Consider the following 26,114-nt stretch of genomic DNA (forward strand, 5'->3'; position numbering starts at 1 on the left):
CACGAACAATAAGGAAGACTGCAGTGAGCGCTGACTACCCACGCGACCTGATTGGTTACGGTCCAAACCCTCCACATCCGCATTGGCCGGGCAACGCCCGCATCGCCCTGTCTTTTGTTCTCAATTACGAAGAAGGCGGCGAGCGCAACATCCTGCACGGTGACAAGGAGTCTGAAGCCTTTCTGTCGGAAATGGTCTCAGCCCAACCATTGCAGGGCGAGCGCAACATGAGCATGGAGTCGCTGTATGAGTACGGCAGCCGTGCAGGCGTGTGGCGCATCCTCAAGCTGTTTCGCGAGTTCGATATTCCGCTCACGGTGTTTGCCGTGGCAATGGCCGCCCAGCGCCATCCGGATGTGATCCGCGCCATGGTCGAGGCCGGGCACGAGATCTGCAGCCACGGTTATCGCTGGATCGACTACCAGTACATGGATGAAGCGCAAGAGCGTGAACACATGCTCGAAGCCATCCGCATCCTCACCGAAATCAGCGGCGAACGCCCGCTGGGCTGGTACACCGGCCGCACCGGTCCCAACACCCGGCGCCTGGTGATGGAAGAAGGCGGCTTTTTGTACGACTGCGATACCTATGACGACGACCTGCCCTACTGGGAACCCAACAATCCCACCGGCAAACCGCATCTGGTGATCCCCTATACCCTGGATACCAATGACATGCGCTTTACCCAGGTGCAGGGCTTCAACACCGGCGAGCAATTTTTCCAGTACCTCAAGGATGCTTTCGATGTGCTGTACGCCGAAGGCGCAGAGTCGCCGAAGATGCTTTCCATCGGCCTGCATTGCCGCCTCATTGGCCGCCCTGCGCGCCTGGCCGCCCTCAAGCGTTTCATTGAGTACGCCAAGGGCCACGAACAGGTCTGGTTCACCCGCCGCGTGGACATTGCCCGCCACTGGCACGCCACCCACCCTTTTGTTGCCGAGACCGCCAAATGAGCGCCTTCAAGACCCTCAAGCCTTCACAACTGAGCCGTGAAGCCTTCGTGGCGGCTTTTGCCGATATCTACGAACACTCGCCCTGGGTTGCCGAAAAGGCCTACGACCTGGGCCTGGACAGCAGCGTCGACCAGATCGAAACCCTGCACCAGCGCATGAGTGACATTTTGTTGAGCGCCGATCACGCCAGCCAGCTGGCATTGATCAACGCTCACCCTGACCTGGCCGGCAAAGCAGCCGTCCAGGGCCAACTGACCGAAGCCAGCACCAATGAACAGGCTGGCGCCGGTATTCACCAATGCACGGCCGAAGAGTTTCAACGCTTCACCGAGCTGAACGAGGCCTACAAAGCCAAGTTCAAGTTTCCCTTCATCATGGCGGTAAAAGGCAGCGACCGGCACCAGATCCTCGCCGCGTTCGAAACCCGCATCCATAACCCGGCAGACGTCGAGTTCAAGTGCGCGTTGGCAGAAATCAACAAGATCGCCCTGTTCCGATTACTCCAGCTCTAAGCCGAACCGGCACCCGCCGATGACGCATCTCCAGCCACTCATTTAAAGGCAGACAAGAAGAATGAAAGCTTACGCCGTACCTTTCGAGAAGTTCGTCAACCTGGCCGATGCCCGCCTGGGCACCAAAATCGTTTCGGTAACCGATGACTGGTTTGCCGACGCCAACCGCATGTTCCAGCCGACCCCGGCCGTATGGAAGGAGGGCGTTTTCGATGACAACGGCAAGTGGATGGACGGCTGGGAGTCCCGCCGCAAGCGCTTCGAAGGCTATGACAGTGCCGTCATCCGTCTTGGCGTTCCGGGCTCGATCAAGGGTGTGGACATCGACACTTCATTCTTCACCGGCAACTTTCCACCATCGGCCTCGCTGGAAGCCTGCTTCCTGGCCTCGGGCGAACCGAATGAAAACACCCAGTGGGTGGAAGTACTGTCGGCCGTCGAGCTGCAGGGCAACAGCCATCACTACCACGAAATCAACAATGACCAGGCCTTCAGCCACCTGCGCTTCAACATTTTCCCGGATGGCGGCGTAGCGCGTCTGCGCGTGTACGGCGTGCCGTTCCGTGACTGGTCGGCAGTAGGCGACAACGAGCAGGTCGATCTGGCCGCAGCTCTCAACGGTGGCCGCGCCCTCGCCTGCTCCGACGAACACTTCGGACGCATGAGCAACATCCTCAACCCTGGCCGCGGCATCAATATGGGCGATGGCTGGGAAACCGCACGTCGTCGTACCCCGGGCAATGACTGGGTCATCGTCGCGCTGGGCCACCCGGGCGAGATCGAAAAAATCATCGTCGACACCCTGCACTTCAAGGGCAACTACCCGGACAGCTGCTCGATCCAGGGCGCGTACGTCAAGGGCGGTACCGACAGCCAGATCGAAACCCAGTCGCTGTTCTGGCGTGAACTGCTGCCGAGCCAAAAAATGGAAATGCACGCTGAACACACCTACAGCGAGCAACTGAAAAACCTCGGCCCGATCACCCACATTCGCCTCAACCTGTTCCCGGATGGTGGTGTAAGCCGCATCCGCGTATTGGGCAAAGTCGCCAAATAAGCGCTGCACCCAGCGCGGGCAAGTTCGCTCCCACATTTGAAATGTATTCATTCTGTGGGAGCGGGGTTACCCGCGATAGCGACAAAACTGACACCACAGAAACCCGAATAAGAAGACCACCATGCGCACATTGATGATTGAACCTCTGACCAAAGAAGCCTTCGCCCCTTTCGGTGACGTGATTGAAACCGATGGCAGCGACCACTTCATGATCAATAACGGTTCGACCATGCGCTTTCACCGTCTGGCCGAGGTCGAAACGGCTACGCCAGAGGACAAGGCGATCATCAGCATTTTCCGCGCCGAGGCGCAGGACATGCCATTTACCGTACGCATGCTGGAGCGCCATCCGCTGGGCAGCCAGGCTTTTATACCGCTGCTCGGCAACCCCTTTCTGATCGTGGTCGCGCCCGTTGGCGATGAACCTGTATCGGACCTGGTCCGCGCCTTTGTCAGTAATGGCAGGCAGGGCATCAATTACCATCGCGGCGTCTGGCACCACCCGGTGCTGACGATCGAAAAGCGGGATGACTTCCTGGTGGTTGATCGCAGTGGCAGCGGTAATAACTGCGATGAGCATTTCTTTAAAGAGGATCAGTTGCTGTTCCTCGCCCCCCACCAATAAGAGAAGGTCCAACACTCACAAAAGAGTGACGGGCAAGAGGTAAAGACTGTGGAAGCACATCTAATGGAATGGCTGAATCTGAGCGTGCGCTGGATTCATATGATTACCGGTGTGGCCTGGATTGGCGCGTCGTTTTATTTCGTCTGGCTGGAGAACAACCTTAACCGGGCCAACCCCAAGGATGGCCTTGCTGGCGATCTATGGGCGATTCACGGCGGCGGTATTTACCACCTCGAAAAATACAAACTGGCCCCACCCACCATGCCGGAAAACCTGCACTGGTTTAAATGGGAAGCCTATTTCACCTGGATGTCGGGCATCGCCCTGCTCTGTCTGGTGTTCTACTTCAACCCCGCGCTGTACCTGATTGCTCCAGGCAGCAGCATGAGCGGCCCTGAAGCGGTTGCCATCGGTATCGGCTCGCTGATTGCCGGCTGGTTCGTTTACGACTTTCTGTGCGACTCCGCCCTGGGCAAACGCCCGGCGTTGCTCGGTTTCGTCCTGTTTGTGCTGCTGGTTGCAGCAGCGTTCGGCCTGAGCAAAGTGTTCAGCGGGCGCGGTGCCTACCTGCACGTGGGCGCCATTATCGGCACCATCATGGTCGGGAACGTATTCCGCACCATCATGCCGGCACAACGTGCCCTGGTAGCCGCGATCAAGGAAGGCCGCAGCCCTGACCCGGCACTGCCGGCCAAAGGCCTGCTGCGTTCGCGACACAACAACTACTTCACCTTGCCGGTGCTGTTCATCATGATCAGCAACCACTTCCCGAGCACCTATGGCAGCCAGTACAACTGGTTGATCCTGGCCGGGATTGCGGTGCTGGCAGTGCTGGTACGTCACTACTTCAACACCCGCCACGACAGCCACAAATATGCCTGGACCCTGCCGGTCGCAGCCCTGGGCATGATTTGCCTGGCTTACGTTACCGGTCCAAAGCCTGTGTCGACAGCGCCAGAAACCGCCAAGGTGATCAAGTACCAACCGCTGCCGGAAACCGCCCTGGGCGGCGTCAAGGCTGCAGATGCTCCGCCAGCGGCACCGGCACAGGCACCCGCGGCAGCGCCAGTGGCCACCGTCGATTTTGAACAAGTCCACAAGGTGATCCAGGAGCGCTGCACGGTCTGTCATTCCGCCACCCCCAGCAGCCCGTTGTTCAGTGCGGCTCCGGCAGGCGTGATGTTCGACACCGCGCAACAGATCCAGCTGATGGCCCCGCGCATTCAGGCTCAGGCCGTTGTCACGCCGATCATGCCGCTGGGCAACATCACGCAAATGACGCAACAGGAGCGCGACCTGGTCGGCGCCTGGATCAATGCAGGGGCACGGACCAACTGACGCACCGCCTTTGCGGTCGCAGCCCCGCTGCGGCCGCAAGAACACACCACTAGCTCACAACAATAAAAATGACCGAGGTGTTGCATGTCCGATTTAACCGAACCGCGCATACCCGCCGTGACCGCCCCGCCCCCGCTGGCGCGGCTACCCATGCTGCAACTGATCCTGGTCGGTTTGCAGCATGTGCTGCTGATGTATGGCGGCGCCGTGGCCGTGCCGCTGATCATCGGACAGGCTGCAGGCCTGAGTCGTGAAGAGATCGCGTTTCTGATCAACGCCGACCTGCTGGTGGCGGGTGTCGCTACCATCGTGCAGTCGATGGGTATCGGCCCCATGGGTATTCGCATGCCGGTCATGATGGGCGCCAGCTTTGCCGCCGTTGGCAGCATGGTGGCAATGGCCGGGATGCCGGGTATCGGCTTGACCGGGATCTTCGGTGCGACCATCGCCGCGGGCTTTTTCGGAATGATCATTGCGCCATTTATGTCCAAGGTGGTGCGCTTCTTTCCTCCCCTGGTCACCGGTACTGTCATCACTTCGATCGGCCTGTCGCTGTTCCCCGTTGCGGTCAACTGGGCCGGTGGCGGCAGTGCTGCGGCGCAATTCGGCTCGCCGGTGTACCTGGCCATCGCGGCTCTGGTGCTGGGCACCATCCTGCTGATCAACCGCTTTATGCGCGGCTTCTGGGTCAATGTGTCGGTCTTGATCGGCATGGCCCTGGGCTATGTGCTGTCAGGCGCCATCGGCATGGTCGACCTCTCCGGGCTGGACAATACGCCGTGGTTCCAGGTTGTCACCCCCTTGCACTTCGGCATGCCGGAGTTTCATTTGGCACCGATTCTTTCAATGTGCCTGGTGGTGGTGATTATTTTTGTCGAGTCCACCGGGATGTTCCTGGCGCTGGGCAAAATCACCGATCAGGAAGTCACCCCGCGCATGCTGCGTCGCGGTTTGCTGTGTGACGCAGGCGCTTCTTTTATCGCCGGTTTTTTCAACACCTTCACCCACTCCTCCTTCGCCCAGAACATTGGCCTGGTGCAAATGACCGGCGTGCGTTGCCGCTCGGTAACCATCATGGCCGGTATCTTCCTGATCACCCTCAGCCTGCTGCCGAAAGCGGCGTACCTGGTGGCCTCGATTCCGCCTGCAGTGTTGGGTGGCGCCGCCATTGCCATGTTCGGCATGGTCGCGGCAACCGGGATCAAGATCCTCCAGGAAGCCGACATCGCCGACCGCCGCAATCAGTTGCTGGTGGCCGTGAGCATCGGCATGGGCCTGATCCCGGTGGTGCGTCCTGAGTTTTTCGCCCACCTGCCACTGTGGATGGACCCCATCACCCACAGCGGTATCGCCATGGCCGCTGTCAGCGCGGTGTGCCTGAACCTGATGTTCAATGTGCTGGGCGGTTCCGAACGCGCAGCCATGAGCGGGCATGTGCACCAGCACTGAGCCCTGACCCTCACCCCAACCCTCTCCCCAAGGGAGAGGGCTAGGGAGAGGGGCTCTCGCTTTACAAAAACAATAAAAAAGGGAGTTACCCATGAAGTGCAAACACTGGGGCGTCACGCTCGCAGGTGGACTTTTGGCTGCCAGCCAGACAATGGCCGGGGACCTGTTTTTATGGCAAACCAACAGCCTGACCTACCTGTACGGCAAGAACTTCGCGATCAACCCGTCGATCCAGCAAACCGTCACTTTCGAACATGCGGACAAATGGAAGTACGGCGACAACTTCCTGTTTGTCGACCGGATTTTCTACAACGGCAAAGAAGACCCCAACAAAGGCCCGCACACCTATTACGGCGAGTTCAGCCCGCGCCTGTCGTTCGGCAAGATCTTCGACCGCAAATTCGAATATGGCCCGATCAAGGACGTGCTGCTGGCCATGACCTATGAATATGGCGAAGGCGACAGCGAGGCCTACCTGATCGGCCCGGGCTTTGATCTGGCGGTACCGGGCTTCAACTACTTCACCCTCAACTTCTATCGCCGCCATACCGAGGGCCCACGCCCTGGCACCGGGGTCTGGCAGATCACTCCGTCGTTTTCCTACACCATCCCCCTGGGCCGCTCCAACGTGTTGATCGACGGATATATGGACTGGGTGGTGGACAACGACCAGAACTCACGCGGCACCTACCACTCCAATCTGCACTTCAACCCACAGATCAAATATGACCTGGGCAAGGCCCTGAACCTGGGTGAAAAACAGCTCTATGTCGGGATTGAATACAGCTACTGGAAGGACAAGTACGGCATCGAAAGCAGCAGCCGTCTTGATACCAACCAGAACACCGCCAGTGCCCTGATCAAAGTCCACTTCTAAGCTCTAGACTGTGCATGCTCTGTTATTGCCCGCCCTGGGCTTTAACAGAGCGCTTGAGTGCACGCGCCAGAGCCCGTATCCTGCGCGCCCGCTTAAACGCGACGTTTTTCAAAGCTGACTTTAAAGCCAACTTTTGCCTTTATATCAAAGGTTTACGGCCTGCCTGCCGCCCCCTGCACTCAACTGCCAACGCGCAGTCGAGGGTTTATTCATGGCTATAAAACAGGTATGGCCCCGAACTTGCTAAAAGCACTGAAGCTGACCGTAAAGGCAACTTTTAAAACCATGAACCAAGGCGCCACAACAGAGCGCCACGTTCGCACTACTTGCACAACTTTCTATATTTTGGAGCTAACCGAATGAAGCGCACACTTACCGGCCTGATGCTTGCGGGGAGCATGCTGGGCGGGGCTCCGGCAGTCGCCGGCGACCTGCTGCAATGGCAAACCAACAGCCTGACTTACTTGTACGGCAAGGACTTCCAGGTCAATCCAAAAATTCAGCAGACCATGACCTTCGAGCATGCTGACAGCTGGAAGTACGGTGACAACTTCTTCTTCCTTGACCGTATCTTTTACAACGGCAAGAAAGACGGCAACGTCGGCCCGAACACCTACTACGGTGAATTCACCCCGCGTTTGTCGTTCGGCAAGATCTTCGACCAGAAGTTTGAATTCGGCCCGATCAAAGACGTGCTGCTGGCCATGACTTACGAGTTTGGCGAAGGCGATACCGATGCCTACCTGATCGGTCCGGGTTTCGACCTGAACGTGCCGGGCTTTGACTACTTCCAGCTGAACTTCTACCAGCGCTTCCCGGAAGGTAGCCGCGCCGGCAAAGGTGTGTGGCAGATCACCCCGGTGTGGTCCTACACCCTGCCCCTGGGCAACTCCGATGTGCTGATCGACGGCTACATGGACTGGGTGGTCGACAACGACCAGAACTCACGCGGCACCTACCACGCCAACCTGCACTTCAACCCGCAGGTTAAATATGACCTGGGCAAGGCCCTGAGCTGGAGCGCCAAGCAACTGTATGTCGGTGTGGAATACGACTACTGGAAAAACAAGTACGGCATCGAAGACAGCGGCGCGTTCAAGACCAATCAGAACACCACCAGCCTGCTGATCAAGTACCACTTCTGATGCACGGGCCCGGGCCGCGTCAGCGCGGCTCAGGCACCCGCAGCAAACCGCGCAGCATCAGGTCCAGGCTGTCCAGCGCAGCGGCCAGACGCTGCGGCGGGTTGTCGGCCTCGGCAATCCAGAACGACGCATCCATCAGCCCGCCCTGAATCAGACGCGCCAGCGCCTCGGGATCGGTGCGTTGAATCACCTCGGTGTCCATCAGCCCCTGCAGCATCGACGCCATCGACAGGCAGCACACCGACTGGGTGTTCTGCACATATTGCGAGCCCAGCACCGAAGGCGCATCGCGCAACAGAATGCGCTGTACCTCAACTTGCAGGGCCATCTCCAGATACAGCCGGCACTGATCCTTAAACCCTTGCCAATGGCTGTCCGCCTGCTCAAACACCTGCGCCAGCTGCGCATCCAGCTCGGCATCGATCTGCTGGGCCACGGCCTTGAACAAGCCTTTCTTGTCGCCAAAATGGTGGTACAACGCGCCACGCGTCAGCCCGACCGAAGCCGTCAATTCGTCCATCGATGTCCGGGCATAGCCCACCGTACTGAATGCCAGGCGAGCCGCCTCAAGCAGCTTGCCACGGGTTTCTTCGATCATTTGCGACCGCGCTTTGGGCGCCATGCCTTTCACCTTTATTTTTGGATACGCGACGTATGTTAATTGACATACGCTGTGTATGCGTATATTTCTACATACGCCGCGTATGTGATTACCGGCACTTACACATTCCCGTAGCAGCTGCCCAAGGCTGCGTTCGACAGCTGCTACGAAAGCAATCCCCAACACTGTTCCGGAGCTTGTATGGCCAACCCCTATCGCGAGATTTTCAGCGCCCCCGGCACCAAGGCTTTCAGCGGTGCGGGCCTGATCGCGCGGATGCCGATCTCAATGGTCGGCATCGGCATCATCACCATGCTGGCGCAACTGCAAGGTTCCTATTGGCTGGCCGGTGGCGTAGCCGCCACCTTTGCCCTGGCCACAGCCCTGCTGGCTCCGCAGATTTCACGCTGGGTCGACCGCTACGGCCAGAGCCGCATCCTGCCCGGTGTCACCGCCATTGGCGTCAGCGCCTTGCTGGCCTTGCTGCTGTGCAGTCATTTTGGCGCGCCGGACTGGACGCTGTTTGTGTTCGCCGCCCTGTCGGGCTGCATGCCGAGCATGTCGGCAATGGTGCGGGCACGCTGGACCGAGCTGTATCGCGGCTCGCCCAAACTGCATACGGCGTTCTCGTTCGAGTCGGTACTCGATGAAGTGAGCTTTATTATCGGCCCGCCGATTTCCGTGGGCCTGAGTGTGGCGCTGTTCCCCCAGGCCGGACCACTGGCGGCAGCCATCCTGCTGGCCATCGGCGTCAGCGTGTTTGTGCTGCAACGCAGCACCGAACCACCGGTACACCCGCGTAGCAGCGAGCACCAGGGCACAGTTTTACGCCAGGGCGCCGTGGTGGTTTTGCTGTTGGCCCTGCTTGGGCTGGGCACGATTGTGGGAACGGTGGATGTGGTTAGCGTGGCCTTTGCCCAGCATCAGGGCCAACCGGCTGCCGCAAGCATTGTATTGTCGATGTACGCCTTGGGATCGTGCGCTGCCGGGCTGGTGTTCGGCATGCTCAAGTTGAACATGCCGCTGCCCAGGCTGTTTGTGCTCGGCGCCCTGGCCACCTCCATCACCATGGTGCCGCTGCTGTGGGCCGACAGCATCGCCACCCTGGCCGTGGGCATGCTGATCGCCGGGCTGTTTTTTGCCCCCACCCTGATCACCGCCATGGGCCTGGTGGAAAACATTGTCCCACCTGCCAAGCTGACTGAAGGCCTGACCTGGATGATCACCGGTCTGGGCATGGGCGTGGCCCTCGGTGCGGTACTCGGCGGCTGGGTGGTGGACGCGTACGGCGCCCAGGCCGGTTTTAGCGTGTCGCTGGCCGCCGGCGGCGTCATGCTGCTGTTCGCGGTGCTGGGCTATCGATTGCTGCAGGACAGTACCCTGCCCCGCGCCGTCGCGGCCTAGGACTTGATGGCCCGCCAGACCTTGCTCGCGACAGACACCACGGCCAACACCACCGCGCCGGCAATAATGCCGGCCACGGCGTTGAGCAGGGTCGGCACAATCACCGACACCACACCCAGCCATTGCGTGCTGCCTTGCGCAACGCCTTCAACCCAATGATGCAACGGCGGTACACCGTGGGTCAGGATACCGCCGCCGACCATGAACATTGCCGCCGTGCCGATCACGGTCAGACTTTTCATCATGTACGGGGCTGCGCTCAACACACCACGGCCAAAGCTGCGCTGGAACCGCGGCCAGGCGCCGTCGCCGGTCTTCTTGCTCAGGTACAGGCCACCATCGTCGAGTTTGACGATGCCACCCACCACGCCATATACCCCGACTGTCATCACGATGGCGATACCCGACAACACCACCACCTGCTGCATCAGCGGTGAGTCGGAAACGATGCCCAGGGTGATGGCAATGATTTCGGCGGACAGGATAAAGTCCGTACGAACGGCGCCCTTGACCTTATCCTTTTCAAACGCCGCCAGATCGACTTCAGCACCGGCCAGCGACTCCTGCAAGGCCTGGCGCTGGCTCTGGGCATCGGCCTTGCTGTGGGTGAAACTGTGGGCGACCTTTTCGAAACCCTCGAAACACAGATAAGCCCCACCCACCATCAACAGCGGCGTCACCGCCCAGGGCGCAAAGGCACTGATGGCCAGCGCTGCCGGTACCAGAATCGCCTTGTTGCGAAACGAACCCTTGGCCACGGCCCACACCACCGGCAACTCCCGGTCGGCACGCACGCCCGATACCTGCTGGGCGTTGAGCGCAAGGTCATCGCCCAGCACACCGGCGGTTTTTTTGGCGGCCACTTTGGTCATCAGAGCGACGTCATCGAGCACGGCGGCGATATCATCGAGCAACATCAGCAAGCTACTGCCAGCCATAGAAAAACGTCCTGAGAGATGGAATGGACACAAGCATAGCGCGTGCCGCGCGCAAAGCGGCAATCTTGAGCCACTTGCAAGCCCGGTGCTACCATGCCCGACCGCCCCAGCAGGCAAGGACATATCGGGTTTATGAGCAGTATCCGCGAGCGTAACAAAGAACTGATTTTGCGTGCCGCCAGCGAAGAATTCGCTGACAAGGGTTTCGCCGCCAGCAAAACCAGCGATATCGCGGCCAAGGCCGGCGTGCCCAAGCCCAATGTCTACTACTACTTCAAATCCAAGGAAAACCTCTATCGCGAGGTGCTTGAAAGCATTATCGACCCGATCCTGCGGGCTTCGACGCCGTTCAACGCCGATGGCGAGCCGAATACGGTATTGAGCAATTACATCCGCTCAAAAATCGTGATTTCCCGTGACCTGCCCTTTGCCTCGAAAGTATTCGCCAGCGAAATCATGCATGGCGCCCCGCACTTGAGTGAGAAACAGGTAGAGCTGTTGAATGCCCAGGCCCAACACAACATCGCCTGCATCCAGACCTGGATCGACCGCGGCCAGATTGCCGCCATCGACCCGCACCACCTGATGTTCAGCATCTGGGCGGCAACCCAGACCTACGCCGACTTCGACTGGCAGATCTCGGCCATCACCGGCAAGACCAAGCTTGAAGACAGCGACTACGAAGCGGCAACCCAAACCATTATCCGGTTGGTGCTGAAGGGCTGCGAACCGGACCGATAAACCACGCTGGGACCTTCGCGAGCAGGCTCGCTCCCATCCTGCGCACAATCTGTGGGAGCGAGCCTGCTCGCGAAGCCCTTTCAAACCCAGATTGCATCCCACAGGGGATAGTCACCGAGCTTCTCGACCAGTCGTGCCCGCAACGGATTGGCGACAACATAACGAGCAACATTCACCAGATCCTCTTCTCGCCTTAATGCCCGGTCATGGAAGCCATTTTGCCAAAGGCTGATTTTGCGATCAGTTGATCGCCTGACAGCCTGGGTACTCAAAGACTTGGTTCGTTGCATCAAGCCACCGAGCGTCCCACGGTGTAATTCGATCAACCAATGAACGTGATCTGGCATGACGACCCAGGCCAACGAGTCTGCAAAACCCTGGTCTTGGGCAGCGCGAAATTGTGCGACGACTAATCGTCCCAAGGTAAAGTCTTTAAAGATGGGCTCTCTGCAGAGCGTGTTGGTGCTCAACAGGTAAATTCGATTTGGCTCGGAACAGCGGCCGATACGCAGGCGGTTTGAAGCAGCTAAAGACGGCATTCCTTTGCCTTTTCATAGATGAGTAATGAAAAGGCTAGCCCTGAAAGAACAATGAGGACGGGGCGTTTTTTAGCTGAATGTGTCTCAACAATGCCTTCGCGAGCAGGCTCGCTCCCACCCTGCGCACAATCTGTGGGAGCGAGCCTGCTCGCGAAGGCGGTCAATCACTCAGCCCAAATCAGACCGCCACCCCCGCATCCGCCCGCAGGCCCAGCGCTTCTACCGCGCTGATCGCGCATTGCTCGTCGATATCCGACGTATCGCCGCTGATACCAACAGCACCGATTACCTGCCCCGCCTCATCACGAATCAATACCCCACCCGGCGCAGGCACCACGTCACTTTGCCCCATGCCATTAAGCGCCGCGAAGAACGCCGGGCGCTGTTGCGCGTCCAGTGCCAGCAGACGCGAGCCCTTGCCTAAGGCAATCGCGCCCCAGGCTTTGCCAATCGCAATGCTGGGGCGCAGCAGGCTGGCGCCGTCTTCGCGCTGCAACGCCAGCAAATGCCCGCCACTGTCGAGCACCACTACCGTCAGCGGCGCAGCACTGATCTGACGCCCGACGCTCAAGGCCTGAGCGGTCAGTTCTAAAGCGACTTTCAAGGTTAAAGCACTCATGGTTGCCATCCTTATCTTGTTATGGAAAGCCTTCGGCGCACCTCGCGAGGCGCACTCAATAACACCAATAGAACACAATACAAATCTATTTTGTATACAATTTTCAGCAATCAAAAAAACAAAACCCAGCGAACAAGCCTGAATACAAGGCTTGCTTGTGATCAACCATCGAATCGATAAAAGCCATTGACCTGCACAGCGGAGGATGAATACACTCGCTCAACAGCCACTTGTATACAATTACAAAACGTAAGAGGCACAAAACAATGAGCAAAATGAGAGCAATCGAAGCCGCCGTTCTGGTGATGCGTCGCGAAGGTGTCGATACCGCATTCGGTATCCCGGGCGCCGCCATCAACCCGCTGTACTCGGCCCTGAAAAAGGTCGGTGGCATCGATCACGTCCTTGCTCGCCACGTCGAAGGCGCCTCGCACATGGCCGAGGGCTATACCCGCACCAAGGCCGGCAATATCGGCGTGTGCATCGGCACCTCGGGGCCTGCCGGTACCGATATGGTGACGGGCCTGTACAGTGCCTCGGCCGACTCGATCCCGATTCTGTGCATCACCGGCCAGGCCCCACGGGCACGGATGCACAAAGAAGACTTCCAGGCGGTGGATATCACCGCCATCGTCAAGCCCGTCACCAAGTGGTCGACCACGGTGATGGAGCCGGGCCAGGTGCCTTACGCCTTCCAGAAAGCCTTTTACGAAATGCGCTCCGGGCGCCCTGGCCCGGTGCTGATCGATCTGCCGTTCGATGTGCAGATGGCCGAAATCGAATTCGACATTGACGCCTATGAACCGCTGCCACTGGCCAAACCAACGGCAAACCGGCTGCAAGCCGAAAAAGCCCTGACCATGCTCGATCAGGCGGAACGCCCGCTGCTGGTCAGCGGTGGCGGCGTGATCAATGCCGACGCCAGCGACCTGCTGGTGGAATTCGCCGAACTGACCGGTATCCCGGTGATTCCGACCCTGATGGGCTGGGGCACCATCGCCGATGACCACCCGCTGATGGTGGGCATGGTCGGCCTGCAAACCTCGCACCGTTATGGCAACGCCACCCTGCTCAAGTCCGATGTGGTATTGGGCATCGGCAACCGCTGGGCCAACCGCCATACCGGTTCGGTGGATGTGTACACCGAAGGCCGCAAGTTCATTCACGTGGATATCGAACCGACCCAGATCGGCCGGGTATTCAACCCGGATCTGGGCATCGTTTCCGACGCCGGTGCCGCGCTCAAGGTATTCCTTGAAGTAGCCCGCGAATGGAAAGCTGCCGGCAAGCTGAAAAACCGCAGCGCCTGGCTGCAGGACTGCCAGCAGCGCAAGGCCACGATGCAGCGCAAGACCCACTTCGACAACGTGCCGGTCAAGCCACAACGCGTGTACGAAGAAATGAACCAGGTGTTCGGCAAAGACACCTGCTATGTCAGCACCATCGGTTTGTCACAGATTGCCGGCGCACAATTCCTGCATGTGTACAAACCTCGCCACTGGATCAACTGCGGCCAGGCCGGCCCTCTGGGCTGGACCATTCCGGCGGCGCTGGGGGTGGTCAAGGCCGACCCTGATCGCAATGTGGTGGCACTGTCCGGCGACTACGACTTCCAGTTCATGATCGAAGAACTGGCCGTGGGCGCTCAGTTCAACCTGCCCTATATCCACGTGGTGGTTAACAACTCCTACCTGGGGCTTATCCGTCAGGCCCAGCGCGGGTTTGAAATGGACTACTGCGTGCAGTTGGCTTTCGACAACCTCAACGCACCGGAGCTTAACGGCTATGGCGTTGACCACGTGGCCGTCGTTCAAGGCCTGGGTTGCAAGGCCTTGCGCGTGTTCGAACCGAGTGAAATCCAGCCTGCCCTGCGCAAGGCCCAGGAGCTAATCAAGGAATTCCGCGTGCCGGTGATGGTGGAAATCATCCTGGAGCGTGTGACTAATATCTCGATGGGCACCGAAATCAACGGCGTAAATGAATTTGAAGACCTGGCGCTGGTGGGTAACGATGCACCGACCGCCATTTCGATGCTGGATTAATTTATAGCCCTCACCCCCTCTCCCGAGGAGAGGGGACAAAAAGCAGGAGTTCACCATGCCGCGTTTTGCCGCCAACCTGTCCATGCTGTTCACCGAGCAGGATTTTCTTGTCCGTTTTCAAGCGGCCGCCAACGCTGGTTTTCATGGCGTTGAATACCTGTTCCCTTACGATTACAACTCGGCCGATATCAAGGCCCAGCTCGATGCCAATAAACTGACCCAGGTGCTGTTCAACCTGCCGGCCGGTGACTGGGCCAAGGGCGAGCGCGGGATTGCCTGCCTGCCGGACCGGGTTGAAGAGTTCCGCGCCGGGGTCGACCTGGCCATCGCTTACGCGCAAGTGCTGGGCAACGACCAGATCAACTGCCTGGCCGGCATCCGCCCCCAGGGCGTGGACGACGCCACGGTCGAAAAAACCTTCGTCGCCAACCTCAAATACGCCGCCGACAAGCTGCAGGCAGTCGGCATCAAGCTGGTGATGGAGTCGATCAACACCCTCGACATCCCCGGCTTTTACCTGAACAACACCCAGCAGGCGCTGGCGATCCAGGAAAAGGTCGGCAGCAGCAATCTGTTCCTGCAATACGACATCTACCACATGCAAATCATGGAGGGTGACCTGGCCCGCACCATGCAGACTCATCTGCCGCAGATCAACCATATCCAGCTGGCCGATAACCCTGGTCGCCACGAACCGGGCACCGGCGAAATCAACTACCGCTTTTTGTTCGATCACCTGGACCGCATCGGCTATCAGGGTTGGGTTGGCTGTGAGTACAAGCCGCTGACCAGCACCGAGGCCGGTCTGGCGTGGCTCAAGACCCATAACGCGGTGTAACTCTGTGGGAGCGATCCCATCGCGAGCAAGCCCGCTCCCACATCAGACCACCTACTCTGAATCGCCCTAAGAAAAACAAGAGGATTTGTCATGGCTAAAATCGGATTTATCGGCACGGGCATCATGGGCTCACCCATGGCCAGCAACCTGCAAAAGGCCGGGCACAGCCTGTTTCTGTCGACCCATCACGGTGCCGCACCGGCCGATCTGGTTGCCGCTGGCGCAATCGCCCTGGCCAGCCCGCGAGAAGTGGCCCAGGAAGCCGAATTCATCATCGTCATGGTGCCGGATACCCCTCAGGTTGAGGATGTGCTGTTTCGTGAAGACGGCATCGCCGCGGGCCTGAGCCCGAACAAGGTGGTGATCGACATGAGTTCGATCTCGCCTACGGCCACCAAAGCGTTCGCCGAAAAAATCAACGCCAAGGGTGCTCAGTACCTCGACGCGCCGGTATCCGGCGGTGAAGTTGGCGCCAAGGCCGGCTCACTGAGCATCATGGTCGGCGGTGACGAAAAAACCTTCGCCCGCGCCCTGCCGCTGCTGCAGAGCATGGGCAAGAACATCACCCTGGTGGGCGGCAATGGCGACGGTCAAACCGCCAAGGTAGCCAACCAGATCATCGTCGCCCTGAATATCCAGGCCGTGGCCGAAGCGCTGGTATTTGCCGCGAAAAACGGCGCTGACCCGGCCAAGGTTCGCGAAGCGCTGATGGGTGGCTTTGCCTCCTCGAAAATCCTCGAAGTGCACGGCGAGCGCATGATCAAGGGCACTTTTGACCCGGGCTTCCGTATCAGCCTGCATCAAAAAGACCTCAACCTGGCCCTGGCCGGTGCCCGTGAGTTGGGGATCAACCTGCCCAACACCGCCAATGCCCAGCAAGTGTTCAGCACCTGCGCGGCTATCGGTGGCAGCAACTGGGACCACTCGGCGCTGATCAAGGGCCTGGAACACATGGCCAACTTCTCGATTCGCGACAAGTAAGCCCACCGGTCTGCCCTTTTTGGGGAGACCGCACTACTTGTAGTCGCTGCCGAGGCACGAAGGCTGCGAGTTCTTGATCATGCAGGGAGCCAATCAAGAGCTCGCAGCCTTCGTGCCTCGGCTGCGACTACCAGGTAACAATCATGAGTTCAAACCCCTGCCCCGACTGGGCGACGGCCCTGTGCGCCGGTTTCGGCCAGATCTTCCTCCAGCGTCATCCTCTGTGCGGCGTGCTGTGCCTGCTGGCCATTCTGATCAGTGCCCCCACCCTGCTTGGTGGCGCCTTGCTCGGCGGTATTGCCGGGCTCCTCACCGCGCAACGGCGCGACTATCCCAAGGCCGAACGCCAGGCGGGTCTGTACAGCTACAGCGGTGTCTTGCTGGGCTTGCTGATAAGCCACCAGCTTGAATGGTCTGCCCTGTTGCCCTTGCTGATCATTGCCAGTGCCGGACTGAGTACGATGCTCGTGCACCAGTGGCTCAAGCGCGCCACCCCCGGGCAAAGCCTGCTGGCCTACACCGCGCCGTTTGTGGGTATTGGCTGGATCCTGCTGCACCTGACCAACCCGCCTGCACAAGCCATGGACCACACCCAGGCCGTCAATGGCCTCACACTGGCACAGGGGCTATTCAAGGGCATTGCCCAGGTCATGCTGCTGCCACACCCGCTGGCCGGGTTGCTGATTGTGATCGGCCTGTGGCTGAGCAACTGGCGCGCGGCACTATGGGCCATCACCGGTTCACTGGCCGGCATGCTGTTTGCCTTGTATCAACAGGACAGCGCGGCTGCACTGGACGGCCTGGCCGGCTACAACCCGGCACTCGCCGCATTGGCCCTGAGTCAGCAAGCACGGCGTCCCTGGCTGCCCGTGGCGGGGATTATCGTGACCTTGCTGATCACCCCGGGCTTTATTGCCCTGGGCCTCGCCCCTCTGACCGCACCCTTTATCCTCGGATGCTGGCTGGTGCACGCCAGTGTGCGCATCCTGCACCCTGCACAAGAACAATGCAGGTTGCGCATTGAGCGTTAATACTCGAACCTTCTGACCTTTGGGCATCGAGCAACCTGCATGGATAACAATGACTGGCGCCAGCGCTTGTATGTGATGGTCTTTCAGGCCGATACCCCGGCGGGGCGGCGTTTCGACACCGCCCTGCTGCTGATCATCCTGTGCAGTCTGGTGGTCGTGGTGCTCGACAGCATCAACAGCATTCACCGCGACTACGCCAAACTGCTGGCCTATATCGAGTGGGGTTTCACCTTTGTATTCGCCGTGGAATATGGCCTGCGTCTGTATTGCTCGCCCAAACCTCTGCGTTACGCCTTCAGCTTCTACGGCCTGGTGGATTTGCTGGCCATTGTGCCGGGGATTCTGGCGATCTATTACAGCGACGCGCAGTACCTGTTGATCATCCGCATCATTCGCATGTTGCGGATTTTTCGTATCCTCAAGCTGCGCCCCTACCTGAGCCAGGCCAACTATCTGCTCTCGGCGCTGCGCGGCAGCAAGCAAAAAATCATCGTGTTCCTGGTCAGCGTCTCCACCCTGGTTACGGTGTTCGGCAGTCTGATGTATGTGGTCGAAGGACCTGCAAACGGCTTTACCAGTATTCCGGTAAGTATCTATTGGGCCATTGTCACCCTGACGACTGTGGGTTTTGGTGACATAGTGCCCAAAACCGTACTGGGGCAAGTGATCTCGGCGATGGTGATGATCACCGGCTACTCGATCATTGCCGTGCCCACCGGCATCTTCACTGCCGAATTGGCCAACGCCATGCGTGGCGAGCAACTCAAGCACGACTGCCCGACCTGCAAAAAGAACACTCACGAACAATCGGCGTCTTTTTGTTCACGGTGCGGCAATGCTCTTTTTACGAAAAAAGCATAACCACAGCACTTTTTAATCTTTTAAGGACTATGCGACAGTCGCTATAGTTACTGGCAATTTGCCCTTATTGCTCCCTATAACAAGGAATGCGCAGTGAAAAAACTCTTTAGTGCCTCAATTCTGGCCGCTGGCCTGGCCCTTGGCAGTGTCGCGAGTGCAGCGACCCCACCGCCACTGCTAAACGTGTCCTACGATGTGATGCGTGATTTCTACAAAGACTACAACGCAGCCTTCCAGAAGCACTGGGCACAAGAACACAACGGCGAAAAGCTCAACGTACAAATGTCATTTGGTGGTTCCAGCAAACAGGCCCGCTCGGTCATCGATGGCTTGCCGGCGGACGTGATCACCATGAACATGGCCACCGACATCAATGCCCTGGCCGACAACGGCCATCTGGTCCCGGAAAACTGGGTCACCCGCCTGCCGGACAACAGCGCACCGTTTACCTCGGCCACCGTTTTCATCGTGCGCAAGGGCAACCCCAAGGCTCTGAAAGACTGGCCCGACCTGCTCAAGGACGGCGTACAGGTCATCGTACCCAACCCGAAAACCTCGGGTAACGGCCGCTACACCTTCCTGTCGGCCTGGGGCTATGTACTGAAAAACGGCGGTGACGAAACCAAGGCCAAGGACTTTGTGGCCAAGTTGTTCAAGCAGGCTCCAGTGCTTGATACCGGCGGTCGTGCAGCCACCACCACCTTTATGACCAATCAGATCGGCGATGTGCTGGTGACGTTCGAAAACGAGGCGGAAATGATCGCCCGTGAATTTGGTCGCGACCAGTTCGAAGTGATCTACCCGAGCGTATCGGCAGAAGCCGAGCCGCCTGTGACGGTAGTGGACAAAGTGGTCGACAAAAAAGGCACCCGCGCCACGGCCGAAGCCTACCTCAAGTACCTGTGGTCGCCTGAAGGCCAGGAAATCGCTGCTAAAAACTACCTGCGCCCGCGTGACCAGGCAATTCTCGCCAAGTACAACGACCGCTTCCCGAAAGTCGACTTCCTGTCGGTTGAAAAAACCTTCGGCGACTGGCGCGACGTGCAGAAAAAGTACTTCAACGACGGTGGCGTGTTCGACCAGATCTACAACGCGCAATAATCCCCTGTCCTGTTGCAAGCCCGCCTTCCATTGTGGGAGCGGGCTTGCTCGCGAAGGGATGCCCCCGGCACGCCTGACTGCCCCCCTCGCCTGCATCGCAGGCAAGCCAACTCCCCCAGGTTTTGCAGTACCTGCAAAAGCCTGTACATATCAACAGTAAAAAAACTTGCTCTCGCGCCTGTCTCTGCCCATGCTGTGCATCTTCTGCGATGCGTGAATGAGTTGAGCGATGCGGCTGTTTCTGTGTGAAAAACCCTCCCAGGCCAAAGATATTGCCGCCGTGCTCGGTGCCAGCCGCCGCGGTGATGGCTGCTGGGTGGGCGCCAATGCCACCGTCACCTGGTGCATCGGTCACCTGCTCGAAACCGCCCCGCCCGACGCCTACGATGAGCGCTACAAGCGCTGGGTTCTGGCTGACCTGCCGATCATTCCGGAAAAATGGAAAATGCGCGTCAAGCCCAAGACCGCCAGCCAGTTCAAGGCCGTCAAGCGCCTGCTCGGTGAAGCCACAGAACTGGTCATCGCCACCGACGCCGACCGCGAAGGCGAGATGATTGCCCGCGAACTGGTCGAGCACTGCCGCTACCGCGGCCCCATCCAGCGCCTGTGGCTGTCGGCCCTGGACGACGCCTCGATCCGCAAGGCCCTGGCTGCGCTCAAGCCCGGCAGCGAAACCTTCAACCTCTATCATTCGGCCCTCGGCCGCTCGCGGGCCGACTGGTTGATCGGCATGAACATGAGCCGCCTGTTTACCCTGCTCGGCCGCCAGTCGGGCTATCAAGGCGTATTGCCAGTGGGCCGTGTGCAGACCCCTACGCTGCGGCTGGTGGTCGATCGTGATCGCAGCATCAGCGACTTTATCCCCGTGGCCTACTGGGCCATAGACGTACAGCTCAGGCACGACGGGCAGTTATTCACCGCGCAATGGCGGGCCGATCCCGACACCTGCGACGACCAGGACCGCTGCCTCAACCCGGCCCACGCCCAACAGGCCGCAAGTGCAATGCAAAACGCCAGCAGCGCCCGGGTGATCAAGCTGCGCACCGAGCGCATGCGTGAAGTCGCGCCATTGCCGTTCGATCTGGGCACGCTGCAGGAAGTGTGTTCAAAAAAGCTCGGCCTCGGCGCCCAGGAAACCCTCGATATTGCCCAGGCCCTGTACGAAACCTACAAGGTCGTCACCTATCCGCGCAGCGATTGCGGCTACTTGCCACAGAGCCAGCACGGCGAAGCCGCGTCGATTCTCAGCGCCTTGCAGCAGGCCGATCCGTCACTGGCACCACTGGCCAGCCATCTGGACCCGCAGCGCCGTTCACGGGCCTGGAACGACGCAAAAGTCAGCGCCCACCACGGCATCATTCCTACAGCTGCTGCAAAGAATATTGAACGCCTGAGCGGCAAACATCGCGCGGTATATACGCTGATTCGCGCACGCTACCTCGCGCAGTTTCTGCCCAACCATGAATACGACCGCACCCAGGCCGACTTTGATTGTGTAGGGCAAAACCTGCGGGCCGTCGGCAAGCAGATCGTCGAGCCCGGCTGGAAGCGCGCCCTGCCCGAAGCACTGGCCCCGGCCAAAGGTCGCGAAGCCCCTGCTCCACAGCCCCTGCCGTTATTGCGCGAAGGGCTGGACTGCGCGATTGCCGCGGTCAACCTCAAGGACTTGTGGACCCAGCCGCCCAAGCCGTTCACCGAAGGCGACCTGATCAAGGCGATGAAAAACGTCGCCAAGCTGGTGCAGGACCCGCTGCTCAAGCAAAAACTCAAGGACACCACCGGTATCGGCACCGAAGCCACCCGCGCCGGCATCATCCAGGGCTTGCTCGATCGCGGTTACCTGAGCAAAAAAGGCAAGGCCCTGGCGGCGACCGCCCCCGCCTTTAGCCTGATCGACGCGGTACCGCGCGCCATTGCCGACCCCGGCACCACGGCCATCTGGGAGCAGGCGCTGGACATGGTGCAAAGCGGCGAAATGACCCTCGACGTATTCGTCGCCAAACAGGCGGCGTGGATGAGCAAACATATCGAACGTTGCAGCGCCATGACCATGACGATCAGCGGTCCGGCCAGCCCGGCCGGTGCGGCGCCAGCCTGGAAGAAGAAACGCAAGGCCGCTACGGGCAAGGCCAGACCCAAGCGGGCGGTGAAAGCAAAAGGGGCATGAGGCTCAGAGCGTCAATTGCCCGCTAATACAGGTCACCGCCGGGCCGCCCACCCAGATATCCTCGCCGATCTGCTCGATCGACACCCGCCCTGCCCGCCCCATTGCCGTACCCTGGCTGGCCACATAATGCGCCGGGGCAAGGCCTGCGCCGATCAGCCACTGCGCCAGCCCGGCATTCAGGCTACCGGTCACCGGATCTTCGGGCATGCCCTCGCCGGCACAGAATGCGCGCACTTCAAACTGCGCCTCGTCGCCATCGAGTTCAGGCTGCCAAGGGGCAACCACACCGATCGACAGTCCGAGCAACTGCGAGTAATCGGGCTCTAAAGCCAGCACCTGCTCACGGTCACGCAACATCAACGCCACCCAGCCCGGGCCATTATCGACCCAACGCGCCTGCACCACCGCCTGCGCCTCGATGCCCAGGCCACGGCAGATACGCTGCAGCAAATCCCCCTCAACAGCACCCGTACGCAACAGGGGCGGTGCAGTAAAAGCCAGTTGCCCGGCCTGGCGACGAAGACGGATCAACCCCGCGGCGCACTCCTGCACGATCTCTTGACCACGGGGCACGCCGCCGGCTTCCAGCCAGGCGTGGCAACTGCCCAGCGTAGGGTGGCCAGCAAAAGGCAGCTCGTTGAGAGTGGTAAAAATTCGCAGGCGGTAATCGGCATCAGGGTTTTGCGGCTTGAGCACAAAAGTGGTTTCACTCAGATTGGTCCAGCGCGCAAAGTCGGCCATTTGCGTGTCACTCAGGCTGTCGGCATTCAACACCACGGCCACCGGGTTGCCCTTGAGGGCAACGCTGCTGAAAACGTCAACTTGCTTGAATTCGAATGGGCGCATGACCGGCTCCTGATAGTGATCAGCAAGCACCCTACACAATTTGCGTAGCCGCTGGCGAGGCAGCGGCTACCCCATCAAACATTCAGACCAGATCCGTACCCTCACGCTTGGCCTTGCGCATATCGCGCCACAGGCTGACGCACAGGGTCAACATTACGGCCCCGGCAATGGCCGGCCAGATCAGGACATACAGGGTCAAAGCGAAACTGGACATGGGGTGGCTCCTTTTTCAGTGGCAGGTTCGACGGTGTGGTGGAAGGCCACAACACGTTCGTTGATACAGTCAAAATCAAAGGTTTCATTGGCCAGCAAGCTCACCAGCACACACACCACGGTGCTGACACCGTAAGCGGTCAATGAACTGAGCAACACCGGGTAATCGCGGAGAAAACCGAACGCGAATGGCGCCAGTACCAAGAACGCCAATCCGCCCATCACAAAGCCCACGCGCTTGCCAAAAAAGCCGAACGCCATCAGGCCAATCACCACCCCGCCGCCGATCGAGGCACAGAGTTCGAAGAACAGCGCCACCGCACCTTGCATCTGCAACAATTCGAAGCGGGCGACCAAAAACATCACAAACCCGGCAATCGCTGCACTGGTAAAGGCCGCGTTGGTAATCCGCTGCCAATACAGGCTGGCAATAACAGGAAAGACAATCGCGCCCCATAGCGCGCCGACAAAAATCAGCATGGTCAGGATATCGAGTTTCATGCTGGCAAAAATCATCGCCAGCATGGTTGCCAGCACCATGGTCAGGCGCCCGACAAACAACATGGTTTTTGGATTGGGTTTGCCCTTGGCTATGTTCTTGCCATACACGTCAGTCATCACCAGCGCCGACAAGGCGGACAGGTCGGAATCCGCCGTGGACGACAGCGAACCGATCACCATGATGAAAAACAGCCCCACCGCAAACGGCGGCAAGTAGGTCGAGGCCATTTGCGGGATCAGGTTATTGAGGTCGCCATCCTGCGGCTCGATACCTGCCAGCAGGGCCAGAAACCCCAGCATGCCCAGCCCGATCACAATCGAGGCATAACCGATGGTGGCGGTGACGAATGTCGACTTCATCAAGTCTTCACGCACGGCAAACAGCCGCTGGGCGATGGTCTGGTTACCAATGGCGTAGGCCAGCACGGCCACGAAGTAAGGTGCGCCCTGCTCCAGAATCGCGGTTTTCGAATAGAAGCTGGCTTGCTCGGGGGTGATCCTCGGCATGCCCTGGGCGAAGATTTCAGGGCCGCCCAACTGGAAGAAAATAATCGGAATAATCACCACCGCAGCGAAGATCATGGCGAATAGCTGGCCGAAATCAGTAAGCACCGATGAGCGAAACCCTGACCAGATGGTGTAAGTCAGAATCCCGACACCGGCGATAAGCACACCATGGGTAAAGCTCAGCGGCGACAGCACCGCGACCAGTGCCCCGGCGGCGGTGAAATTGACCATCAGGCTGATCAGACTGCCGACGATATTGGAACCCGCCAGAATCATCTGGCTGGAACGCCCGTGCCGTGCGTGCATGATCTCCGCCAGGGTATGGGCCTTGGGCGCCAGTTGCCGGAAACGCCGGCCAAAGGGGTAGATAAACAGAATCATCAGCGCGCCCCAGAAGCCATAGTGCAACGCCCCCGAGAGACCAAACTTGTAGCCCGCACTGGCGGCGGCGTAAAAGGAAGCGGCCCAGATCCAGGTGGCCGTCATGCTGGCGGCCGACATGCCAAAGCCGATGGAGTTATTGGAGACCATATAGCCGTCGACGTTTTCGTCCTTGCGCCCCACGCGCAACGACACCAAAAAGGTCAGGCCATAAAAACAGAACAGAAGCAGCAACACGGTGAGGGTGGAAAGTTGGAACATTCCTTTCTCCTTTCTTATGCGCACACAGTCGTTACAGACGCAACGAAAGGCCGAAATCGGCAGGTGCAACAACCCGGGTTTCCTGACAGGCAGGCGATAGCGGACAGCGGTCCGTGGGTTGTCAAAGTGATGGCTGGCAAGTGACGGAACGCAAGAGGCGTTCCAGGTCAAAAGGCAAAGCGTGCGCTAGCACGTTGAGCCGGTGCTTGCAGCAATGGCCGGCAAGGTGCCGGGAGATAAGTCCGGTATCAGATGCACAAAGCCCTGACACGAACGGAAAAGAAGTATACAGATTTAGGGGGTGACCGGAAGAGGCCGAGACAGGCCGCCACTAAAAGCGCCTCGCAAACCTGCCCGCTCCCACAAGCGCTTGCCAAGGTATCATGCTCACCGTCTTTAAATAGGGAGCACACCATGACCCAACGTACCTACCTTGTCACCGGCGCCAGCAAAGGCATCGGTCGCGCGTTGTGCGAACATCTGGCCCAGGCAGGCCACACCGTGGTGGGCATAGCCCGCAATGCAGACGACCCGGATTTCCCCGGCACACTGGTCGCCCTTGATCTGGCCGACCGCGAACGCAGCGCACAGGTACTCAAGGAACTCAGCGAACGTTTCGCCTTCGACGGGCTGGTCAACAACGTCGGCCTGGTGCGCCCGCAAGCATTGGGCGAAATTGATCTGGATGCATTCGATGACGTCATGCGAGTTAACCTGCATTCGGCGTTGCAAGCCACTCAAGCCTTACTGCCCGGCATGCGCAGCCGGGGCTGGGGGCGAGTCGTGAATATTTCCAGCCTGACCGTACTCGGCATCACCCAGCGCACCGCATACGCGGCGGCCAAGGCGGCGCTGGTGAGCTTTACCCGCTCCTGGGCCCTGGAACTGGCACAAACAGGCATAACCGTAAACGCCGTGGCCCCCGGCCCGACCGAGACGGAGCTGTTCCGCGCCAACAACCCCCCAGGATCGGCTGGCGAAGCCCGCTATCTGGCAGGCGTGCCAATGGCACGTCTGGGCCAGCCCGCAGAAATCGCCTCGGCGATTGCCTTTCTACTGTCTGAGAGCAGCGGTTTTATTACCGGCCAGACGCTGTTTGTCGATGGTGGCGCATCGGTGGGCAAGGCGGCGTTTTAACCACAGCCCCAAACCAAAACGGCGACCCGAAGGTCGCCGCTTGGCTTTACTTGAACTGCCGACTCAACCCCGGCGGTACGCCGCTGATATCGGTCTCTTCCCACGGCCCGTTGGGGCTCACCGCGCGGCTCCAGCCGTTGTCCCAGCGGTAGTAGGCGCGCTGGCGGTAGAAGATATTGGTCTGGTTATCCAGCACATACACGCCCAGGCGCGCATCCCAGTGGCTAGGCCCGCCCGGCGGCGGCGCAAAGGTCGCCGAGGTGCGCGGCAACGGTTTTGGCGCCTTGGGAATCGGCATGTCCGGCAGGGGCTTGCCCGAGGGCTGGGGTGTCGGCTGCGGCATCGGCGTTGTTGGCGCAGGCGGTTCGTAAGGCTGTTGAACCGCACAGGCGCTCAGGCCTAGAGCTAGCGCGAGCAAGGTAATACGGGCGAATACGGCCATGGCGGCT

26 protein-coding genes are annotated in these 26,114 nt (G+C 59.5%); 18 read left to right on the forward strand and 8 right to left on the reverse strand.

Features of this window, described 5'->3' with window-relative positions:
- Positions 1–23 precede the first annotated feature (23 nt).
- From puuE to V6L81_RS18290, 8 genes are all read left to right on the forward strand, one after another.
- Complete coding sequence (puuE, locus tag V6L81_RS18255) at positions 24–953, forward strand: allantoinase PuuE (protein ID WP_095002055.1); 930 nt, start codon at positions 24–26, stop codon at positions 951–953.
- The gene (uraD, locus tag V6L81_RS18260) at positions 950–1,465 is read left to right on the forward strand and encodes a 2-oxo-4-hydroxy-4-carboxy-5-ureidoimidazoline decarboxylase (RefSeq protein ID WP_016781499.1); all 516 of its coding nucleotides are present in this window, start codon (positions 950–952) and stop codon (positions 1,463–1,465) included. Before puuE ends, uraD begins: the two co-directional genes overlap by 4 nt.
- Positions 1,466–1,526: 61 nt before the next feature.
- The gene (alc, locus tag V6L81_RS18265) at positions 1,527–2,522 is read left to right on the forward strand and encodes an allantoicase (RefSeq protein WP_086797829.1); all 996 of its coding nucleotides are present in this window, start codon (positions 1,527–1,529) and stop codon (positions 2,520–2,522) included.
- Positions 2,523–2,643: 121 nt separating this feature from the next.
- The gene (locus tag V6L81_RS18270) at positions 2,644–3,147 is read left to right on the forward strand and encodes an ureidoglycolate lyase (RefSeq protein WP_016781501.1); all 504 of its coding nucleotides are present in this window, start codon (positions 2,644–2,646) and stop codon (positions 3,145–3,147) included.
- A gap of 48 nt (positions 3,148–3,195) precedes the next feature.
- A complete protein-coding gene (locus V6L81_RS18275) occupies positions 3,196–4,485 on the forward strand; it encodes a urate hydroxylase PuuD (protein ID WP_095002056.1) in 1,290 nt (429 codons plus the stop codon).
- A gap of 84 nt (positions 4,486–4,569) precedes the next feature.
- Positions 4,570–5,934 carry a nucleobase:cation symporter-2 family protein gene (locus tag V6L81_RS18280; RefSeq protein ID WP_095002057.1) on the forward strand — a complete coding sequence of 455 codons (1,365 nt, stop codon included), beginning with the start codon at positions 4,570–4,572 and terminating at the stop codon, positions 5,932–5,934.
- Between the two features lie 91 nt (positions 5,935–6,025).
- Complete coding sequence (locus tag V6L81_RS18285; RefSeq protein ID WP_095002058.1) at positions 6,026–6,811, forward strand: outer membrane protein OmpK; 786 nt, start codon at positions 6,026–6,028, stop codon at positions 6,809–6,811.
- A gap of 359 nt (positions 6,812–7,170) precedes the next feature.
- Positions 7,171–7,956: an outer membrane protein OmpK gene (locus tag V6L81_RS18290; protein WP_138738217.1), complete on the forward strand. Its 786-nt coding sequence runs from the start codon at positions 7,171–7,173 to the stop codon at positions 7,954–7,956.
- Positions 7,957–7,975: 19 nt separating this feature from the next.
- Here V6L81_RS18290 and V6L81_RS18295 read toward each other — a convergent pair whose 3' ends face one another.
- Entirely contained in the window at positions 7,976–8,578 is a 603-nt protein-coding gene (locus V6L81_RS18295; protein ID WP_095002060.1) for a TetR/AcrR family transcriptional regulator, read from the reverse strand.
- Positions 8,579–8,758: 180 nt separating this feature from the next.
- Here V6L81_RS18295 and V6L81_RS18300 point away from each other — a divergent pair, with 180 nt between their 5' ends.
- A complete protein-coding gene (locus tag V6L81_RS18300) occupies positions 8,759–9,961 on the forward strand; it encodes an MFS transporter (RefSeq protein ID WP_150629305.1) in 1,203 nt (400 codons plus the stop codon).
- Here V6L81_RS18300 and V6L81_RS18305 read toward each other — a convergent pair.
- Positions 9,958–10,899 carry a DUF808 domain-containing protein gene (locus V6L81_RS18305; RefSeq protein ID WP_095002062.1) on the reverse strand — a complete coding sequence of 314 codons (942 nt, stop codon included), beginning with the start codon at positions 10,897–10,899 and terminating at the stop codon, positions 9,958–9,960. The two genes, V6L81_RS18300 and V6L81_RS18305, sit on opposite strands and share 4 nt — an antisense overlap.
- 132 nt (positions 10,900–11,031) lie before the next feature.
- On the opposite strand from V6L81_RS18305, the gene V6L81_RS18310 reads away from it, so the two are divergent.
- Entirely contained in the window at positions 11,032–11,640 is a 609-nt protein-coding gene (locus tag V6L81_RS18310) for a TetR/AcrR family transcriptional regulator (protein WP_095021338.1), read from the forward strand.
- Positions 11,641–11,720: 80 nt separating this feature from the next.
- On the opposite strand, the gene V6L81_RS18315 is transcribed toward V6L81_RS18310, so the two are convergent.
- Positions 11,721–12,179, reverse strand: coding sequence for an REP-associated tyrosine transposase (locus V6L81_RS18315; RefSeq protein WP_338660239.1), 459 nt, complete (start codon positions 12,177–12,179; stop codon positions 11,721–11,723).
- A gap of 178 nt (positions 12,180–12,357) precedes the next feature.
- Complete coding sequence (locus V6L81_RS18320) at positions 12,358–12,798, reverse strand: heme-binding protein (RefSeq protein WP_095002064.1); 441 nt, start codon at positions 12,796–12,798, stop codon at positions 12,358–12,360.
- Positions 12,799–13,064: 266 nt separating this feature from the next.
- Here V6L81_RS18320 and gcl point away from each other — a divergent pair, with 266 nt between their 5' ends.
- From gcl to V6L81_RS18355, 7 genes are all read left to right on the forward strand, one after another.
- On the forward strand, positions 13,065–14,840 hold the full coding sequence (gene gcl / locus V6L81_RS18325) for a glyoxylate carboligase (RefSeq protein WP_095002065.1): 1,776 nt from the start codon (positions 13,065–13,067) through the stop codon (positions 14,838–14,840).
- A gap of 55 nt (positions 14,841–14,895) precedes the next feature.
- The gene (gene hyi / locus V6L81_RS18330) at positions 14,896–15,678 is read left to right on the forward strand and encodes a hydroxypyruvate isomerase (RefSeq protein WP_095002066.1); all 783 of its coding nucleotides are present in this window, start codon (positions 14,896–14,898) and stop codon (positions 15,676–15,678) included.
- A 90-nt stretch (positions 15,679–15,768) separates the two neighbouring features.
- A complete protein-coding gene (locus tag V6L81_RS18335; protein ID WP_046809691.1) occupies positions 15,769–16,659 on the forward strand; it encodes a 2-hydroxy-3-oxopropionate reductase in 891 nt (296 codons plus the stop codon).
- A gap of 143 nt (positions 16,660–16,802) precedes the next feature.
- Entirely contained in the window at positions 16,803–17,690 is an 888-nt protein-coding gene (locus V6L81_RS18340) for an urea transporter (protein ID WP_338660240.1), read from the forward strand.
- A gap of 39 nt (positions 17,691–17,729) precedes the next feature.
- Positions 17,730–18,551 carry an ion transporter gene (locus tag V6L81_RS18345; protein ID WP_095002068.1) on the forward strand — a complete coding sequence of 274 codons (822 nt, stop codon included), beginning with the start codon at positions 17,730–17,732 and terminating at the stop codon, positions 18,549–18,551.
- A 93-nt stretch (positions 18,552–18,644) separates the two neighbouring features.
- On the forward strand, positions 18,645–19,652 hold the full coding sequence (locus tag V6L81_RS18350; RefSeq protein WP_095019582.1) for a sulfate ABC transporter substrate-binding protein: 1,008 nt from the start codon (positions 18,645–18,647) through the stop codon (positions 19,650–19,652).
- 229 nt (positions 19,653–19,881) lie between these two features.
- The gene (locus tag V6L81_RS18355; protein ID WP_338660241.1) at positions 19,882–21,819 is read left to right on the forward strand and encodes a DNA topoisomerase III; all 1,938 of its coding nucleotides are present in this window, start codon (positions 19,882–19,884) and stop codon (positions 21,817–21,819) included.
- A gap of 3 nt (positions 21,820–21,822) precedes the next feature.
- Here the strand turns inward: V6L81_RS18355 and V6L81_RS18360 are convergent, their stop codons facing one another.
- The 3 genes from V6L81_RS18360 to V6L81_RS18370 form a co-directional block, all read right to left on the reverse strand.
- Positions 21,823–22,665: a PhzF family phenazine biosynthesis protein gene (locus V6L81_RS18360; protein ID WP_095002071.1), complete on the reverse strand. Its 843-nt coding sequence runs from the start codon at positions 22,663–22,665 to the stop codon at positions 21,823–21,825.
- Positions 22,666–22,747: 82 nt separating this feature from the next.
- On the reverse strand, positions 22,748–22,879 hold the full coding sequence (locus tag V6L81_RS18365; protein ID WP_016781520.1) for a putative transporter small subunit: 132 nt from the start codon (positions 22,877–22,879) through the stop codon (positions 22,748–22,750).
- Positions 22,861–24,528, reverse strand: coding sequence for a sodium:solute symporter family protein (locus V6L81_RS18370; RefSeq protein ID WP_095002072.1), 1,668 nt, complete (start codon positions 24,526–24,528; stop codon positions 22,861–22,863). The genes V6L81_RS18365 and V6L81_RS18370 overlap by 19 nt, the downstream gene beginning before the upstream one ends.
- Before the next feature lie 414 nt (positions 24,529–24,942).
- Between V6L81_RS18370 and V6L81_RS18375 the strand changes: the two genes are divergently transcribed.
- Complete coding sequence (locus V6L81_RS18375) at positions 24,943–25,665, forward strand: SDR family oxidoreductase (protein ID WP_095002073.1); 723 nt, start codon at positions 24,943–24,945, stop codon at positions 25,663–25,665.
- Positions 25,666–25,711: 46 nt separating this feature from the next.
- On the opposite strand, the gene V6L81_RS18380 is transcribed toward V6L81_RS18375, so the two are convergent.
- Positions 25,712–26,107, reverse strand: coding sequence for a hypothetical protein (locus V6L81_RS18380; RefSeq protein WP_095002074.1), 396 nt, complete (start codon positions 26,105–26,107; stop codon positions 25,712–25,714).
- Positions 26,108–26,114 lie beyond the last annotated feature (7 nt).

This window comes from Pseudomonas bubulae (assembly GCF_037023725.1).
Classification (GTDB): Bacteria; Pseudomonadota; Gammaproteobacteria; order Pseudomonadales; family Pseudomonadaceae; genus Aquipseudomonas; species Aquipseudomonas bubulae.